The sequence below is a fragment of the Mycolicibacterium sp. ND9-15 genome (assembly GCF_035918395.1).
Lineage (GTDB): Bacteria > Actinomycetota > Actinomycetes > Mycobacteriales > Mycobacteriaceae > Mycobacterium.
Window position 1 is genome coordinate 3,114,485 of sequence record NZ_CP142362.1, and the last position, 16,090, is coordinate 3,130,574.

Consider the following 16,090-nt stretch of genomic DNA (forward strand, 5'->3'; position numbering starts at 1 on the left):
GTCACGATTGACAAAACTTTCGGTGCGTGTCAGCCTCGGCCGATGAGCGACTTCGACGCGATCGTGATCGGTGCGGGGCACAACGGGTTGACCGCGGCCGCCCTGCTGCAGAAGCAGGGGCTGCGCACGCTCTGCCTGGACGCCAAGCTCTACGCCGGCGGGATGGCCTCCACCGTGGAGTTGTTCGACGGGTTCCGATTCGAGATCGCCGGTTCGGTGCAGATCCCGACGTCGGCAGTGGTCAGCCGCGAGCTCGGCCTCGACGCGCTGCCGACCGTCGACCTCGATGTCATGTCGGTGTCGCTGCGCGGCGTCGGCGAGGAACCGCTGATCTACTACACCGACCCGATGAAGCTGCTGACGCACATCAACGAGGTGCACGGTGCCGAGGCCGTCAACGGCATGGCCGGTCTGATGGCCTGGTGTCAGGCGCCCACCCGGGCGTTGGGCCGGTTCGACGCGGGCCAGCCGCCCAAGTCGCTCGACGAGATGTATGCCTGCGCGACAAATGAATTCGAGCGGTCGACGATCACCGATCTGTTGTTCGGGTCGGTCACCGACGTGCTCGACCGCTACCTGCCGGACAAGGAGAAGAACGGGGCGCTGCGCGGCATGCTGTCGCTGCTGGCGTGCAACACCACCTACCGCGGCCCCGCCACCCCGGGCACCGCGGCGGCGCTCGCCTACGGGTTCGCCGTTCCCGACGAGAACGCCCTGCTGGTCAAGAAGCTGCGGGGCGGTATCGGGGCGCTCACCTCGCATCTGTGCGACGTGTTCACCTCCGGCGGCGGCGAACTGCGGCTGCGCAGCAAGGTCGTCGAGATCATGGTCGACGACGGCCGGGTCAACGGCGTGCGCCTCGAGGACGGCACTGCGCTTTCCGCCCCGGTCGTCGTCTCCGGCGTCGCGCCCGATCTGACCGTCAACGGCATGGTCGATCCCGGCGCGGTGCCCGCGGAAGTGCGCGACCGGTTCTCGCGGCTGGACCATCGGGGCAGCTACCTGCAGATGCACTTCGCGCTCGAGGGGATTCCGGAGTTCGCGGCGCCCTACGAACTGCTGAATGACCCTGCGATGCAGTCCAACATCGGAATCTTCAGCACTCCCGAAGAACTGCAGCAGCAGTGGGAAGACGCCCGGCGAGGCATCGTGCCCGCCGACCCGACGATCGCGTTGCAGATCCCGTCGGTCAACGATCCGGGCTTGGCGCCGTCCGGCAAGCATGCGGCTTCGGCGTTCTCGCTCTGGTTCCCCATCCAGGAGGGTGAACAGGGCTACGGCGAGATGAAGGCCGAGATGGGCAGGAGGGTGATCGAGAAAATCAGGCGGCTGGCGCCGAACTTCGAAGATCTCATCCTGCGGCACACGACGTTCACGCCCAAGCACATGGGCACCATGTTCGGCGCGCCGGGCGGCGACTACTGTCACGGGCTGATCCATCCCGACCAGATCGGGCCGAACCGGCCAGGCCCCAAAGGATATGTGGATCAACCGATTCCGATCGACGGACTGTATCTGGCAAGTGCCGGCTGCCACGGCGGGCCGGGGATCACGTTCATTCCCGGGTACAACGCTGCCAAGCAGGCACTGGCCGACATGTCCTGAATCCGTTTCCCGACCCGTCGCACCGGGAATAGCCTGGGCCATGGGAATCACGGTGGCCGTGACCGGGCCCACGGGCGAGATCGGCAAGTCGGCGGTGCAGGCTCTCGAAACCAGCGCCGATATCGACGAGATCATCGGGATGGCGCGCCGGCCCTTCGATCCGGCCGAACACGGATGGTCGAAAACGACGTACGTGCGGGGTGACATCATCGACCGGGAGGCGGTCGACGCACTCGTCGAACGCGCCGACGTCGTCGTCCATCTGGCCTTCATCATCATGGGCTCGCGCGACGAGAGCGCGCGGGTCAACTTGGCGGGCACCCGAAACGTCTTCGAGGCGACGGTGGCCGCCGCGCGCCCACAGCGACTGGTCTACACCTCTTCGGTGGCTGCCTACGGCTACCACTCCGACAACCCCGTCCCGATCACCGAAAGCGTCCCGCCGCGCGGTTCGCCCGAGCACTACTACTCGCAGCAGAAGGCCGCGTGTGAAGACGCGCTCGCCGAAATCACCGGCGGCACGTCGCTGACGGTGTACGTGTTGCGGCCCTGCATCGTCGCCGGACCGAAGGCGCACGCACTGGCCGACGCCATGCCGTGGACGCAGCTGCCCGGACCCGTCAAGCGCATCACCCAGGCGGTGCCGCTGCTGAAACCGCCGTTCCCGGATCCCGGCACACCGCTGCAGCTGGTTCATCACGACGACGTGGCGGCCGCAGTAGCGTTGGCGGCCACGACATCTGCGCCACCGGGCGCGTACAACATCGCCGCCGACGGGGTCGTGTCGTTGTCCGACGTGGCACGCGCGCTCGGCGCTCGGCCGGTGCGGGTCCCCAAGATCACCGCGACCGTGGCGTCGGGGGTCCTGGCCCGGCTGCCGTTGATCCCGTCGGTGCTGGAATGGCTGCACGCCAGCCGCACATCGGTCGTCATGGACACGACGAAGGCGAAGACTCAGCTCGGCTGGCGGCCGAATCACACGGCCGCGCAGACGCTGACGCAGCTGGCGGAATCGCTGCGCTGACTCACTGGGTGTGGTCGCCGGTGTCGGCAGGTCCGCTCGGTGTCGCGCCGCCCTCGTCCGACCAGTCCACGCCCTCGGTGCCGGCGGAGCCCCTGGCCGGGTCGCTCTGCACGTCGTCGTCCGCGTTCGCGGGGCCCGCGTCGGTCTCGGCGGTGTCAGGCTTGTCTCGCTTGTCGTCGCTCACCAGCGATGGATACCCCCGGAGTTCGACTTTCAGTCGTTGCGCCGACTTTTGCGCTTTCCAGTCCCGACGCATCCGGTTCCGCTCGGCGAGACAGTCGGCCCACTGCAGCGTCCACCCCCCGGAAGGATACCGATTGTCACCCGCTGCGATGGCAAGCCAAAAGCTCAGCCCGATCCGATCTAGGTGAGCGAAACCAAAGCTATTGGGGTGACCTGCGAATCCTGCTTATTGACGGCCTGGCTTGCCCGTATACCCACGTTGACAGTCAACACCGGCTCTCTTAGCGTCCCGCGCAGCCTGACGACGACGGGATGGGAACTTGAGGTGGCCGGTGCAGCCGTTGGTGGGTCGTCGATCATGACGGGGACGACCTGGTCGAGGCCCGCCGTCGCCATGGGTGACTTCGTGGTGCTCGCGGGCGAGACGTTCGCGGCGATGTTCCGCGCGCCGTTCGCCTGGCGCGAATCGATCGACCAGATCTGGTTCGTGGCGAGGGTGTCGATCGTGCCCACGCTCGTGCTGTCGATCCCCTACACGGTGCTGATCGTGTTCACGCTCAACATCGTCCTTATCGAGGTCGGCGCCGGCGACCTCTCCGGCGCGGGCGCCGCACTGGCGTCGGTCACGCAGGTGGGCCCGGTCGTCACCGCCATCGTCGTGTCCGGCGCCGGATCCACCGCGATGTGCGCCGATCTCGGAGCCAGAACCATCCGCGAGGAGATCGACGCGATGAAGGTCATCGGCGTGAACCCCATTCAGGCGCTGGTGGTGCCCCGGGTTATTGCGGCGACTTTCGTCGCGCTGATGCTGTATTCGGTGGTGGCGGTCGTCGGGTTGGCGGGCAGCTACTTCTTCGTGGTGTTCGTTCAGGACGTCACGCCCGGAGCGTTCGTCGCGGGGATGACGCTGCTGACCGGACTGCCGCAGGTGATCGTGTCTCTTGTGAAGGCGTTGCTGTTCGGGCTCTCCGCCGGTCTCATCGCCTGCTACAAGGGCCTGCACGTCGGCGGTGGCTCGACGGCCGTGGGCGCAGCGGTGAACGAAACCGTCGTCTTCGCTTTCATGGCACTGTTTTTGATCAACATTCTGGCCACGGCGTTCGGCGTGAAGGTCGCACCGTGAGCACGGTGCTGGGCGCCACCCGCAAGTTGGGGGAGCAGACCGCCTTCTACGGTCAAGCGCTGGCGTCGACCCCCGACGCCGTCCGGCGCTATCCGACCATGGTGCTGCACCAGATCGCAGGTATGGGAATCGGAACCGGCGCGCTCGCCGTTATCGGCGGCACGGTCGTCATCGTCGGGTTCCTCACCCTGTCCACCGGGGCGCTGATCGCCGTCCAGGGCTACAACACCCTGTCCAACGTCGGCATCGAAGCGCTCACCGGTTTCCTGGGCGCCTTCCTCAACGTCCGGTTCATCGCACCCGCCACCGCAGGAGTGGCCCTCGCTGCGACCATCGGCGCGGGCGCCACCGCGCAGATCGGTGCGATGCGGATCAACGAGGAGATCGACGCGCTCGAGGTGATGGGTATCCGGGTCATCACCTACCTCGCCGCCACCCGCATCGTGGCAGGCGTCGTGGCAGTCATCCCCATATACACCGTCGCGGTGCTGATGTCGTTTCTGGCGACCCGGTTCGGCACAACTGTCATCTACGGCCAATCGGCGGGCGTCTACGACCACTACTTCTCGACGTTCCTGCATCCGACGGATCTGCTGTGGTCCTTCGTCGAGGCGTTGGCTATGGCCGCCGCTGTGATGGCGGTGCATACCTACTACGGCTACACCGTCACCGGCGGCCCGGCCGGGGTCGGGGAGGCCGTCGGCCGCGCGGTACGCATGTCGATCACCGTGGGCGTCTTCATCCTGCTGACCATCACGCTGTCGGTGTACGGGCAGTCCGGCAACTTCCACCTGTCGGGGTGACGCCGTGAGCGACAGCGGAATGAACTCGCCCCGGCGCGACCGGATCGACCCCATCTGGTGGGCCCCCGTGCTGTTCCTCGTGGGCGGAGCCCTGATCGCGATGACCGCCCTGCTGTTCTCCGGGACGCTGCTCAGGACGGTGCCGCTGACCCTGGTTTCCGACCGGGCCGGCCTGGTGATGGAGGACGGCGCCAAGGTGAAACTTCGGGGCGTGCAGATCGGCGAGGTCAGAAACATCGACGTCGAATCCGGCGCGGACGGCGACTCCTCGAAGCTGACCCTGAAGATCGACCGGGGAGCTTTCGAGTTGCTACCAGACAACGTCGAGGCGCAGATCAAGGCGAGCACCGCGTTCGGGGCGAAATACGTCGAGCTCTCCATACCGGCCGACGCGAGTTCCGGACCGTTGCAGGCGGGTTCGGTACTGCACTCGCGCAACGTCACCGTCGAGGTCAACACTGTGTTCCAGAACCTGCAATCGGTGGTGCAGGCCATCGACCCGGCGAAGCTGAATGCCGTGCTGTCCGCGGTGGCCGAATCGGTGCGCGGCAAGGGCGACGTGATCGGCCAGGCGATCACCGACTCCAACAACGTACTGCTCGCCGTGAACCCGCGGATGGACACCGTCCGGCGTGACTGGCAGCTGTTCGGTGCGACGTCTGAGGTGTATTCGGCTGCTGCACAGAACATCTTGTCGATCCTCGACTCATTCTCCGCGACGAGCACGACGATATCGTCGCACGCCGAGGTGCTGGACCATCTCCTGCTTTCGGCCGTCGGGTTCTCGCGGTCCGGTATCGACACGGTCGGAGCCAACCAGCCGGCCCTGGTGCGGGCGATCAACACCGCCGCGCCCACCACCGAACTGCTCGACAAGTACTCGCCGACGTACACCTGCCTCTTCATGGGCGCTCAATGGTTTCTGGAGAATGGCGGCCGAGACGCAATGGGCGGCAACGGAAAATCGGTGATCATGGACGCCGCGCTGCTGGCCGGGGACGACCCGTACCGCTATCCGGAGAACCTTCCGAGAGTCAACGCCAAAGGCGGGCCCGGCGGCAAACCGAGCTGCGGATCGCTGCCCGACATCGGCGCGAACTACCCGGTGAAATACCTCGTCACCGACACGGGATTCGGTGCCGGGCTCGACGTACGACCTAATCCCGGAATCGGATTCCCCGGCTTCGCCAACTACTTCCCGGTGACCAAGGCGGCACCCGAACCGCCGCGGATCCGCTATCCGGGTGGTCCGGCCCCAGGTCCGGGGCCGACCTACCCCGGCGAGCCGCCCTATGGGGCACCGCGTTTCGCCCCCGACGGATCCGCGCTGCTCTACCCGCCCGTCGGGCCGCCGGTACCCGGAGCGACTCCACCACCACCCCCCGCGCCGGAGGGACCACGGTGAGGCGCAGAGGCACCGGACGGGCCCTGACCCGCGTAATGCTGTTCACCGCGATGTGCCTTGCGTTCATGTTCGTACTGGTGACGGTGTTCGGGCAAATCCGCTTCGACTCGCGCGCAACCTACAGCGCGGTGTTCACCAACGTGTCGGGTCTCAAAGGCGGCAACTTCGTGCGCATAGCGGGCGTCGAAGTCGGCAAGGTCAAGAACATGGCCCTGCACAGAGACGGCACCGTCACCGTCGAGTTCGCCATCGACAAGGGCTTCGCGCTGACCGAAGGCACCAAGGCGGCGGTCCGCTATGAGAACCTGGTCGGCGACCGGTACCTGTCGCTCGAACAAGGCGTGGGCTCGGTACGCAAACTGCAACCGGGGCAGACGATTCCGCTTGCTCGCACCTCACCGGCTCTGGACATCGACGCGTTGCTCGGCGGCTTCCGCCCGCTCTTTCGTGCGTTGGATCCCGATCAGGTCAACGCCCTGTCCGGGGAACTGTTGCGGGTGTTCCAGGGTCAGGGCGGCACGATCGCCTCGGTGCTGGCTCACACCTCGACGTTGACAACCACTCTCGCCGGCCGCGACGAGCTCGTCGGTCAGGTCATCACGAACCTGAACACGGTGCTCGGTACCTTCGCGGCCCGCGACGACCAGTTCGCCGAAGGGCTGGAAAAACTTTCGCAATTAGCCGAGGGACTGGCCGCGCGCAAATCCGATATCGCGACCGGAACAGCCTACCTCAACGCCGCTGCCGGATCGGTGGCCGGCCTGCTCACCGAGACGCGCCAGCCGATCAAGGAGACCGTGACGCAGACCGACCGCTTCGCCGGCCAGGTTCTGGCCGACCATGAATACGTCGACGACTTGCTCAAGACCCTGCCCGACGCGTATCAGATCCTCGCCCGCCAGGGCCTATACGGCGACTACTTCGGCTTCTACCTCTGCGACGCGATCCTGAAGGCCAACGGAAAAGGCGGCCAACCGGTGTTCGTCAAACTCGTCGGGCAGAGCACAGGGCGGTGCGCAGCGAAATGAGCCGAATCCGATTGCGGCGGCCGACGTTCAAACCACTCGCCGAACGCAACAGATTGGCCGTCGGCGCGGTCGGCATCGGTGTCGTCGTAGCCATGGTGATTGCCGCCATCTCCTACGACAAGATCCCGATGATCAAGGGCACCTCGGACTACTCCGCCTACTTCGCCGAGGCGGGTGGCATCAAACCCGGCAGCGACGTGCGGGTCTCTGGCATGTCCGTCGGCAGGGTGTCCGGGGTCAGGCTGGAGGGCACCAAGGTGCTCGTGGCCTTCACCGTCCGCAACGGAGTCGAGTTGGGCGACCGCACCGAGGCCGCAATCAAGACCGAGACCGTGCTCGGCAACAGAATGCTCGAGATCACTCCCCGCGGCGAAGGCGCACTCACCGGCACCATTCCGCTCGAACGCACCACGTCGCCATACGACCTGCCCACCACGCTCGGCGATCTGACCACCACCATCAGCGCGCTGGACACCACCCAGCTCTCCTCGGCGCTGACGACGCTGGCCGACACGTTCAAAGACACCCCACCCGAACTGAGGGCGGCGCTCGAAGGCGTCGCCCGGTTCTCCGACACCCTCAACACCCGTGACGCCCAGCTGCGATACCTGCTCGCCGACGCAAACAAGGTGACCGCCGTCCTGGGCAAGCGCAGCGACCAGATCGCCGACTTGGTGGTCAACACCAATTCACTGCTCAGTGAGGTTCTGTCACAGCGCGATTCGGTCGACGCCCTGATGGTCAACATCACCGCGGTGTCGCAGCAGATCTCCGGACTGGTGGCCGACAACCGCACCCAGCTCAAACCCGCGGTCGGCAAACTCAACGGCGTGCTGACCATGCTAGACAACCGCAAAGCCGAACTGCGGCGCGTACTCTATCTGCTGCGGCGTTACGCGATGTCGTTCGGCGAGGTGCTCGGCGCCGGCCCATTCTTCAAAGCGTCGCTGGTCAACCTGGCGCCCGGCCAGTTCGCCCAACCGTTCATCGACGCCGCGTTCTCCGATCTCGGCCTGGACCCGAACGTGTTGTTGCCGTCCGAACTCGTCGACCCAGGGGTCGGCCAACCCGGTACGCCGGCACTGCCGGTGCCATTCCCCCGTACCGGACAGGGTGGCGAACCGCATCTGACTGTGCCGGACGCGATCACGGGTAATCGAGACCCGAACCTGCCCGCCCAGTTTCCCGGCCGCTACCCGTACCGCGAACCGTTACCCGCACCGCCGCCCGGCGGCCCACCGCCCGGTCCGCCTGCAGCTGGGCCCGGGCCTGGTGAACTGCCGCCACCGACGGTGGGTCCGCCGGTTCCCGAGGCGCAGGCCGGAGGGCAGTGACGATGCAGCCCACGACCCTGCGTGCGGTACGGATCACCACCGCGGCAACCCTGGCCATCGTCCTGGTCGCCGCGATCACCGTCGTGGCGACCCCCTGGTGGGACCGCGTGGCCAAGGACACCTTCGTCGCATACTTTGCCAACGCCAACGGCCTCTACACCGGCGACGAGGTCCGCATCCTCGGCGTCGAGGTCGGGACAGTGGAGGCGATCGAGCCGCAGCCCGACCGGACGAAAGTCACGTTCTCGGTCGACAAGCGCTACCCGGTGCCCGCCGACGCACGCGCCGCGATCCTGTCGCCCTCACTGGTCAGTGCGCGGGCCGTCCAGCTCGTTCCCGCTTACTCCCGTGGCCCGAAACTTGCTGCGGGCGCGACCATTCCGCAGGACCGCACCGCCGTCCCCGTCGAATGGGACGACTTCCGCCGGCAACTGGAGAAACTCACCGAATCGCTGCAACCCGCCAGCCCCGGCGGGGTCAGCGCCATCGGCGAGTTCGTCAACACCACCGCTGACAACCTTCGGGGCAACGGCGCCACCGCGCGCGACACGGTGATCAAGCTGTCGCAGGCGGTTTCGGCGCTGGGCGACCACAGCACCGACATCTTCAGCACCGTGCGCAACCTGCAGTTACTCGTGTCGGCGTTGTCGTCGAGCAGCGATCTGCTTGCGCAGTTCAACGCCAACCTCGCCGACATCACCACCGTGCTGTCCAACACCCCTGACGAAGTGGCCGAGGCGACCAAGAGCATCGACGGGGCGGTGACGGACCTGCGCGGGTTCGTCGCCGAGAACCGCGAAGGGCTGGGCGTGACGTTCGACCGCCTCGCTTCGATCACCGCCGCGCTTAACGACAGCCGGCAAGACGTCAAGCAGGTCTTGCACATCACGCCGACGGTGTTTCAGAACTTTACCAACATCTACCAGCCGGCGCAGAGTTCGATTACGGGGATCCTGGCACCGGTGAACTTCGCGAATACGGTCCAATTCATCTGCAGCGCAATCGAAGCCGCTGCCCGACAGGGGTTCGAGCACTCGGCGAAGCTATGTGTCCAGTATCTCGCGCCTATTATCAAGAACCGCCAGTACAACTTCCCGCCGCTCGGCGTCAATCCGTTCGTGGGGGCGTCGGCGCGGCCCAACGAGATCACCTACAGCGAGGACGCGCTGAACCCGAACCTGCCGCCAGCCGCGACGCCCACCGATCCGGCCCTTGGCCTGCCGGGTTTGATGGTGCCGCAGGGTGGCTCGCGGTGAGCCGCGCGCTGACGGCGGTGCTCACGCTGCTGTGCCTCTCGGCGTCGACGGGATGCGAGTGGCGTGGCTTGAACTCGCTGCCATTGCCGGGCGTCGAGGGCACCGGCGAGGGGGCCTACACCATCCAGGCGCAGCTTCCCGATGTCGTCGTCATTCAACAGAACACCCGTGTCCGCGTGGCCGACGTCAACGTCGGCAACGTCACCAGGATCGAGGTGCAGGACTGGCACGCATTGGTCACCATGCGCATCAATAAGGACGTACACCTGCCCGCGAACAGCACTGCGAAAGTCGGCACCACCAGCCTGCTGGGATCGATGCACATCGAGCTGGCGCCCCCGACCGACGAACCACCGCGCGGGGAACTCCAAGAGGGGTCGGTGATCCCGCTGGCGGCAGCCGGAACCTACCTGACCACCGAACAGACGCTGGCGTCGGCCTCGATCCTGCTCAACGGCGGGGGATTGGGCCAGCTCCAGGAGATCAACCAGGCTTTCGCCAAGGCGCTCGCCGGCCGTGAGAACGACATGCGCAGCCTGCTGAGCCAGCTCGACACCTTCATCGGCCGCCTCAACGAGCAGGCAGACGACATCATCACGGCCACCGAGAACCTCAACGCCCTCGCGGGGCAGGTGGCGGCCAAGGACGAAGCCGTGGACACGGCACTCGCCACGATTCCGCAAGCCATTTCGGTGCTGGCGGATTCGCGAGAGAAGCTGGCCAACGCCGTCGATGCGCTCGGCGAGTTCAGCGCCATCGCCACCTCGACGGTCGACCAGACCAGGGAGTCACTGGCGGCGAACCTGCGCAGCATCGCGCCGGTGCTGCGGGAACTCGCCGACGCCGGTCCGGCGCTCACCAGGGGCCTGGATTTTCTGTCCACCTACCCGTGGGTCAAAAGCACCATTCCGAACTGGTTTCGCGGCGACTTCGCCAACATCACACTCGTCATCGACCTGACGCTGAGCCGCATCGACGCCGGCCTCTTCACCGGCACGAGGTGGGAGGGCGACCTCACCGAACTCGAACTGCAGTGGGGTCGCACGATCGGTCAGAAGCCCAGCCCGTACACGGCGGGCAACCCGCTGGTCGTCCCGTACCGGTGGGGGGCGTACTGACATGGTCCGGCTACCCCGCACGGTCTGGATCCAGCTGGGAATCCTGTTCGGCGTCACGGTGATCGCCTGCAGCATCATGGCTTTCGGCTTCGTCCACGTTCCCGCCCTGCTCGGTATCGGCCGCTACAACGTGACGCTCGACCTGCCGTCCTCCGGCGGGCTCTACCCGTCGTCGGTGGTGACCTACCGAGGGTCGGAGATCGGCCAGGTCACATCGGTGAGGCCCACCCGCGACGGTGTGCGGGCCGTCCTGAAACTCGACTCGTCGACCAAGGTCCCCGCCGATGTCTCGGCGGCGGTGCACAGCCGCTCGGCCGTCGGCGAACAGTTCGTGGAGCTGACGCCGGCACCGGGTACCGATGCGGCGACCGCCCAGCCGCTGCGCGACGGAAGCGTTATCCCCGCGGGCAGAGTGCGGGTGCCGGCGGACATCGCGAACCTGCTCGACGCCACCAACCGGGCGCTGCAGGCGATTCCGCAGGACAACTTGCGCACCGTGGTCGACGAGGCGGCCACCGCGGTCGCCGGTCTGGGACCGGAACTGTCGCGCATCGTCGACGGGTCGACGGCGCTGGCAATCGATGCGGGCAAGACCGTCGACCCGATCACCAGGTTGATCGACGAGGCGCCGCCGGTCCTCGATTCCCAAGTGCAGAGCGCGGATTCGATCCAAACCTGGGCCGACCGGATGGCATCGATCACCGGACAGTTGAAGGCGCAGGACACGGCCTTCGCCGGTCTGCTCGACTCGGCGGGCCCCACCTTGGAGGAGGGCCGGGCCGTCTTCGACCGCATCGCGTCCGCGCTGCCGTTGCTTCTGGCGAACATGGTGAGCCTCGGCGAGATCGCGATCGCGTACCGTAACGACATCGAACAACTGCTGGTGCTTTTCCCGCAGGGCACCGCCGTGATGTCGGCGATCGTTCTTCCGAACGCCAACACGAAACAGGACTACCGGGGCATCTATCTCGACTTCAACCTCAACCTGAACCTGCCGCCGCCCTGCAACACCGGGTTCCTGCCCGTGCGTCAACAGCGCTCGCCGTCCGAGCAGGACGCCCCCGAACGCCCGGCCGGGGACCTGTACTGCCGCGTGCCGCAGGATTCGGACCTCAATGTCCGTGGCGTTCGCAATATCCCGTGCGAGACGGTGCCCGGCAAGCGTGCCCCGACGGTCGAGTTGTGCGAGAGCGACGAGCAGTACGTCCCACTCAACGACGGGTACAACTGGAAGGGCGATCCGAACGCGACGCGCAGCGGGCAGGGCGTGCCGCAGTACGCGCCCGGCCAGGACCCGCGACCGACGGCGCCCGTCGCCTCAGTGCCCTACGACCCGGCCACCGGTGTCTACGTCGGCCCCGACGGCAAGGCACACACGCAGGCCGACCTCGCCCACCCGCAATCCAAGGACTGGCAGTCGATGCTGGTGCCGCCGGGGTAGTCCGGGACCAGATCTTGCGCCGACTTCTTAGCCAGGGTCATGGCCGGCGAAAGTAGCGCTGGCGCAGAACTCGCGACGTGTGTTCAGCGAGCCATCGTCGAGCCTGGTGCGGCCCAGTCCGTCGAGACGAAGCGGTGGCGGATCAGCCAGTTGCCGCCGACCGGAACGAACACGTCGCGGTAGCGGCCGTAGTGGTCGAGCCCGATCTCGGTGAACACCGTGAAGTAGCACGCGACCCGGGCCTCGTGCGGCGTCAGATCGGTGAACCGGATATTCGTCACGTTGTGGCGCACGATGCGCTTGACGTTGGGCTGCGAGGCGGTCGCATTCGGCTGCGCGACGGCACCGCCGAGAAAGTTCACGATCTGCGCGCGGCCCTGCACCGGTTCGCTGCCCCGCACCTCGAGCACCCCGTCATCGCAGAAGGCGGCGGCAAGCTCGGGGAGCCGCAGCGCATCACCCGACCAGTTGTACTGGGCGAGCGTGTCTCTGATCCGTTCGCGGGCGCAAAGCTCCCAAAGCTCCATGCGGTCAACCGTAACGGGGTTAGGGTCAGGCATGGCTACCAGCGATTCCCGCGAGGTCGTGATCGACGCGAGCCCGGCCGAGATTCTCGACGTCATCGCCGACGTCGAGCGTGCACCGGAGTGGTCCTCCCAACACCAGGGCGCCGAGGTGCTCGACCGGCACGCCGACGGGAGACCGTCGAAGGTCCGCATCAAGCTGAAAACCATGGGGATTTCCGACGAGCAGGTCGTGCAGTACACCTGGACCGAGAACAAGGCCGGCTGGACCTTGCTGGAATCCAGTCAGCTCAAAACCCAGGACGCGTCGTACACACTGACTCCCGACGGTGACAAGACCAAGGTGCGCTTCGAGATCACCGTCGACCCTGCCGTGCCGATCCCCGGCTTCGTGTTGAAGCGTGCCATGAAGGGCGGCCTGGAGTCGGCTACCGATGGTCTGCGCAAGCAGGTGCTGAAGCTTAAGAAGGGTTGACGCTGCGCAGTTCGAACTCGCGAAATCCCCGCGCTGCGGTATCCCGGCTCATAGTCTCTTTGCGTGCGCTTGTCGTGGCCGTTAATTGGCCGCACGCAGGAGATGCGAACGATCGGGGCCGCTGTCGCGGGCCCGGATTTGTGCGGCGTTCTCCTTTGCGGATCCGAAGGCGTGGGCAAGAGCCGGCTCGCCCACGAGGCGTTGTCGGAGGCGGCGTCGCGAGGTTTCGAGACTCGATGGACGGCGGGCGCGTCCTCGGCCCGAGCGGTCCCGCTCGGCGCTTTCGCGGCCTGGGCGCCGGCGGGCGTCACGGACACCTTCCAGCTGCTGCGCGGGGTCATGGAGGCGCTGGCCCCCGCCTCGTCGACCGCCAGGGTGGTTCTCGGCGTCGACGACGCACACCTGCTCGACGATCTGTCGACCTTCGTCGTGCACCAGATTGTTCAGCGCGGCGCCGCCAAGGTGATCCTCACGGTTCGCGACGGTGAGCCGGTCCCCGCCGCTGTGCAGGAGTTGTGGACGGCCAACGAGTTCGGCCGACTCGATCTGCAGCATCTGTCGTTGAGCGAGACGGCCACATTGCTGGAAGCGACGTTGGGCGGCCCGGTGGCTTCTGATGCCGCTCGGCGGTTGTGGATGCTGACCTGCGGCAACGTTCTCTATCTGAGGAACATCGTCGAGCAGGAGGTCGCCGACGGCCGGATCGTGCGGGAAGACGGAGCGTGGCGCTGGGTCGGCGATCCGGTCATGCCGCCGGGCCTGATCGAGCTCATCGAGTCGCGCATCGGAGTCCTGCCGGCGCCGGTCGGTGACGTGATCGACGTGGTAGCTGTCGCAGAGCCGATCGACCTCGGCGCCCTCACGCGGATCACCGATGCGCCCGCCGTCGAGGAGGCCGAAACCCGTGGCCTGATTTGCCTGGAACCCGCGGGCGGCGGAATCGAAGTGCGGGTGGCGCATCCGCTCTACGCGGAGGTCCGCCGTAGGCGGGCGCCATACAGCCGGCTACGACGGCTCCGCGGATCGGTTGCGTCGGAACTCGCCGCATCGACTGATCCCGACGACGTAAGCGCCGTCGTGCGCCGTGCGACGTTGAGTCTCGAGTCCGATCTCGCACCCGAAGCCGATCTGCTCGTCAGAGCGGCCTACGGTGCTGTCTGGCTGGGAGACCTGGTCCTCGCGGATCGACTCGCAGAGGCAGCGATCCACGCCGGCGCGGCGGCGGAGCCGAACTTCGTTCGCGCGCACGCGCTTTCCTGGCTGGGCCGAGGCGAGGAGGCCGAGGATGTACTCGCCGGGATCGACACCAGCCTGCTGACCGACCATGACCGCGCCAGGCTCACCTTTCTACGGTCGAGCAACATGCTGTGGGCGCTCGGCGATCCGGCGCGCGCAAAGGCACTCATCGACGACGTTCTGCCCGCCACGCCCTCCGACGCCCGGGCCTACCTCGACGCCTTCCTCACCGTCTACTGGTTCGCGATGGATCAGCCGGCGAAGGCGCTGCGGGTCTCGAAAACCGTTGCCTTGGCGGATGTTCCTGTCGTCGGCGCCGAAGTAGCCTGGTCGCTTGCCCAGATCTGTGCGGATGCCGGACGCACCGCGGACGCCATGGCGTACGCGGATTCCGGCTACTCCGTCGCGACTCGCACGCTCGACGCCCCGCAGATGAGGTTCAACATCGCGGATGCGCAAGTCAGTGCCTTGCTTCTCGCTGGCCTGGTCCAGGACGCGACGACGGTAGCCGAGCGGACCCGCGAACAAGCGGCCGATCTGCCAGGGGTCGCGCACCTGCTCGGCGCCGCGGTGGCCGGCCGGGCCGCGCTCGGCGCCGGTGATCTGCTCCGCGCATGCGCACTGCTCGAGCAGGCCGTCGACGGATTGCACGCAACACATCCCGACGGCTGGGGATACCGATACCGCATACCCCATGTGACCGCGCTCGCGATGCGCGGAATGACCCGAGAGGCGACCGCCGCGCAGACCACGCTGGCCAGGATGGCGCGCCGATTCCGCTTCCTGGACCACGACCAGTCGCTGATGCGAGCGTGGGTGGCGGCAAGTCAGGGCGCCGTCAGCGAGGCGATCACCATAGCGCTCTCAGCTGCTCGGCGAGCCTGCGCAGACGGGCAATTCGCGGCCGAGGCGCTTTGCCTGCAGACCGCCACACAATTCGGTGAGCGCAGCAGCGGGCCCAGGTTGCGCGAGCTCGAAGCCATGGTCGAGGGACCCCGTGCCGGCCTGGCCGCGCGATTTGCCGAGGCGCTGGGCAACGGTGATGCCGCCGGGTTGGACTCGGTGGCAGGGGAATTCGAGCACATAGGCGATCTCGTTGCGGCGATCGACGCGACCGCCCACGCTGCGCTGGCATACCGCCGAGAAGACAAGAGAGGCTCGGCGCTGGGATGCGTGAGCCGCGCCGTCGCCCTGGCCGAGCGGTGCGGCGCCAGCACTCCGGCGTTGCGTCAGGCCGCCGAACCCTTGCCGCTGACCGATCGCGAAGAGGAGATCGTGATGATGATCGGTGAGGGGCTGTCGAACCGCGCGGTCGCCCAGCGACTGACGTTGTCCGTGCGCACGGTCGAAAGTCACATCTACCGGGCCATGGCGAAGACCGGCACCACCAGCCGCGAAGAACTCGCCGCGCTGCTACCTCACCGCACGGCCGCTAAGTACTGATCGGCTCCAGACCGCACAGATTGCAGTGGCGGCCTACTGCGTTCGTCGCGACGTACCCGAATGACGATTGGACGCAACTGACGAGTGAGGAG

General features: G+C 66.8%; 14 protein-coding genes. 12 read left to right on the forward strand and 2 right to left on the reverse strand.

What is annotated here, in order from left to right:
* The first annotated feature begins 42 nt into the window (after nt 1-42).
* Together QGN32_RS15260 and QGN32_RS15265 are read left to right on the forward strand one after the other, a co-directional pair.
* On the forward strand, nt 43-1,605 hold the full coding sequence (locus QGN32_RS15260; protein ID WP_326545204.1) for a phytoene desaturase family protein: 1,563 nt from the start codon (nt 43-45) through the stop codon (nt 1,603-1,605).
* Nucleotides 1,606-1,645: 40 nt separating this feature from the next.
* Entirely contained in the window at nt 1,646-2,629 is a 984-nt protein-coding gene (locus tag QGN32_RS15265) for an NAD-dependent epimerase/dehydratase family protein (protein WP_326545205.1), read from the forward strand.
* 1 nt (nt 2,630) lies between these two features.
* Here the strand turns inward: QGN32_RS15265 and QGN32_RS15270 are convergent, their stop codons facing one another.
* A complete protein-coding gene (locus QGN32_RS15270) occupies nt 2,631-2,813 on the reverse strand; it encodes a hypothetical protein (RefSeq protein WP_326545206.1) in 183 nt (60 codons plus the stop codon).
* 357 nt (nt 2,814-3,170) lie between these two features.
* On the opposite strand from QGN32_RS15270, the gene QGN32_RS15275 reads away from it, so the two are divergent.
* Genes QGN32_RS15275 through QGN32_RS15310 form a run of 8 tightly spaced genes read left to right on the forward strand, consistent with a single transcriptional unit; the run spans nt 3,171 to nt 12,320 of the window.
* Nucleotides 3,171-3,935: an MlaE family ABC transporter permease gene (locus QGN32_RS15275; RefSeq protein WP_326545207.1), complete on the forward strand. Its 765-nt coding sequence runs from the start codon at nt 3,171-3,173 to the stop codon at nt 3,933-3,935.
* Complete coding sequence (locus QGN32_RS15280; protein WP_326545208.1) at nt 3,932-4,738, forward strand: ABC transporter permease; 807 nt, start codon at nt 3,932-3,934, stop codon at nt 4,736-4,738. Before QGN32_RS15275 ends, QGN32_RS15280 begins: the two co-directional genes overlap by 4 nt.
* Before the next feature lie 19 nt (nt 4,739-4,757).
* Entirely contained in the window at nt 4,758-6,143 is a 1,386-nt protein-coding gene (locus tag QGN32_RS15285) for an MCE family protein (RefSeq protein WP_326549086.1), read from the forward strand.
* Between the two features lie 35 nt (nt 6,144-6,178).
* Nucleotides 6,179-7,171, forward strand: coding sequence for an MCE family protein (locus QGN32_RS15290; protein WP_326549087.1), 993 nt, complete (start codon nt 6,179-6,181; stop codon nt 7,169-7,171).
* Complete coding sequence (locus tag QGN32_RS15295) at nt 7,168-8,505, forward strand: MCE family protein (RefSeq protein ID WP_326545209.1); 1,338 nt, start codon at nt 7,168-7,170, stop codon at nt 8,503-8,505. Before QGN32_RS15290 ends, QGN32_RS15295 begins: the two co-directional genes overlap by 4 nt.
* 2 nt (nt 8,506-8,507) lie before the next feature.
* The gene (locus tag QGN32_RS15300) at nt 8,508-9,761 is read left to right on the forward strand and encodes an MCE family protein (protein WP_326545210.1); all 1,254 of its coding nucleotides are present in this window, start codon (nt 8,508-8,510) and stop codon (nt 9,759-9,761) included.
* Nucleotides 9,758-10,879, forward strand: coding sequence for an MCE family protein (locus QGN32_RS15305; RefSeq protein WP_326545211.1), 1,122 nt, complete (start codon nt 9,758-9,760; stop codon nt 10,877-10,879). Before QGN32_RS15300 ends, QGN32_RS15305 begins: the two co-directional genes overlap by 4 nt.
* 1 nt (nt 10,880) lies before the next feature.
* Nucleotides 10,881-12,320, forward strand: coding sequence for an MCE family protein (locus QGN32_RS15310; protein ID WP_326545212.1), 1,440 nt, complete (start codon nt 10,881-10,883; stop codon nt 12,318-12,320).
* Nucleotides 12,321-12,403: 83 nt separating this feature from the next.
* Here QGN32_RS15310 and QGN32_RS15315 read toward each other — a convergent pair whose 3' ends face one another.
* On the reverse strand, nt 12,404-12,847 hold the full coding sequence (locus QGN32_RS15315; RefSeq protein WP_326545213.1) for a nuclear transport factor 2 family protein: 444 nt from the start codon (nt 12,845-12,847) through the stop codon (nt 12,404-12,406).
* Between the two features lie 31 nt (nt 12,848-12,878).
* Here QGN32_RS15315 and QGN32_RS15320 point away from each other — a divergent pair, with 31 nt between their 5' ends.
* Together QGN32_RS15320 and QGN32_RS15325 are read left to right on the forward strand one after the other, a co-directional pair.
* Complete coding sequence (locus tag QGN32_RS15320; RefSeq protein ID WP_326545214.1) at nt 12,879-13,319, forward strand: SRPBCC family protein; 441 nt, start codon at nt 12,879-12,881, stop codon at nt 13,317-13,319.
* Nucleotides 13,320-13,421: 102 nt separating this feature from the next.
* Nucleotides 13,422-15,998 carry a helix-turn-helix transcriptional regulator gene (locus QGN32_RS15325; protein WP_326549088.1) on the forward strand — a complete coding sequence of 859 codons (2,577 nt, stop codon included), beginning with the start codon at nt 13,422-13,424 and terminating at the stop codon, nt 15,996-15,998.
* The last annotated feature ends 92 nt before the right edge of the window (nt 15,999-16,090 follow it).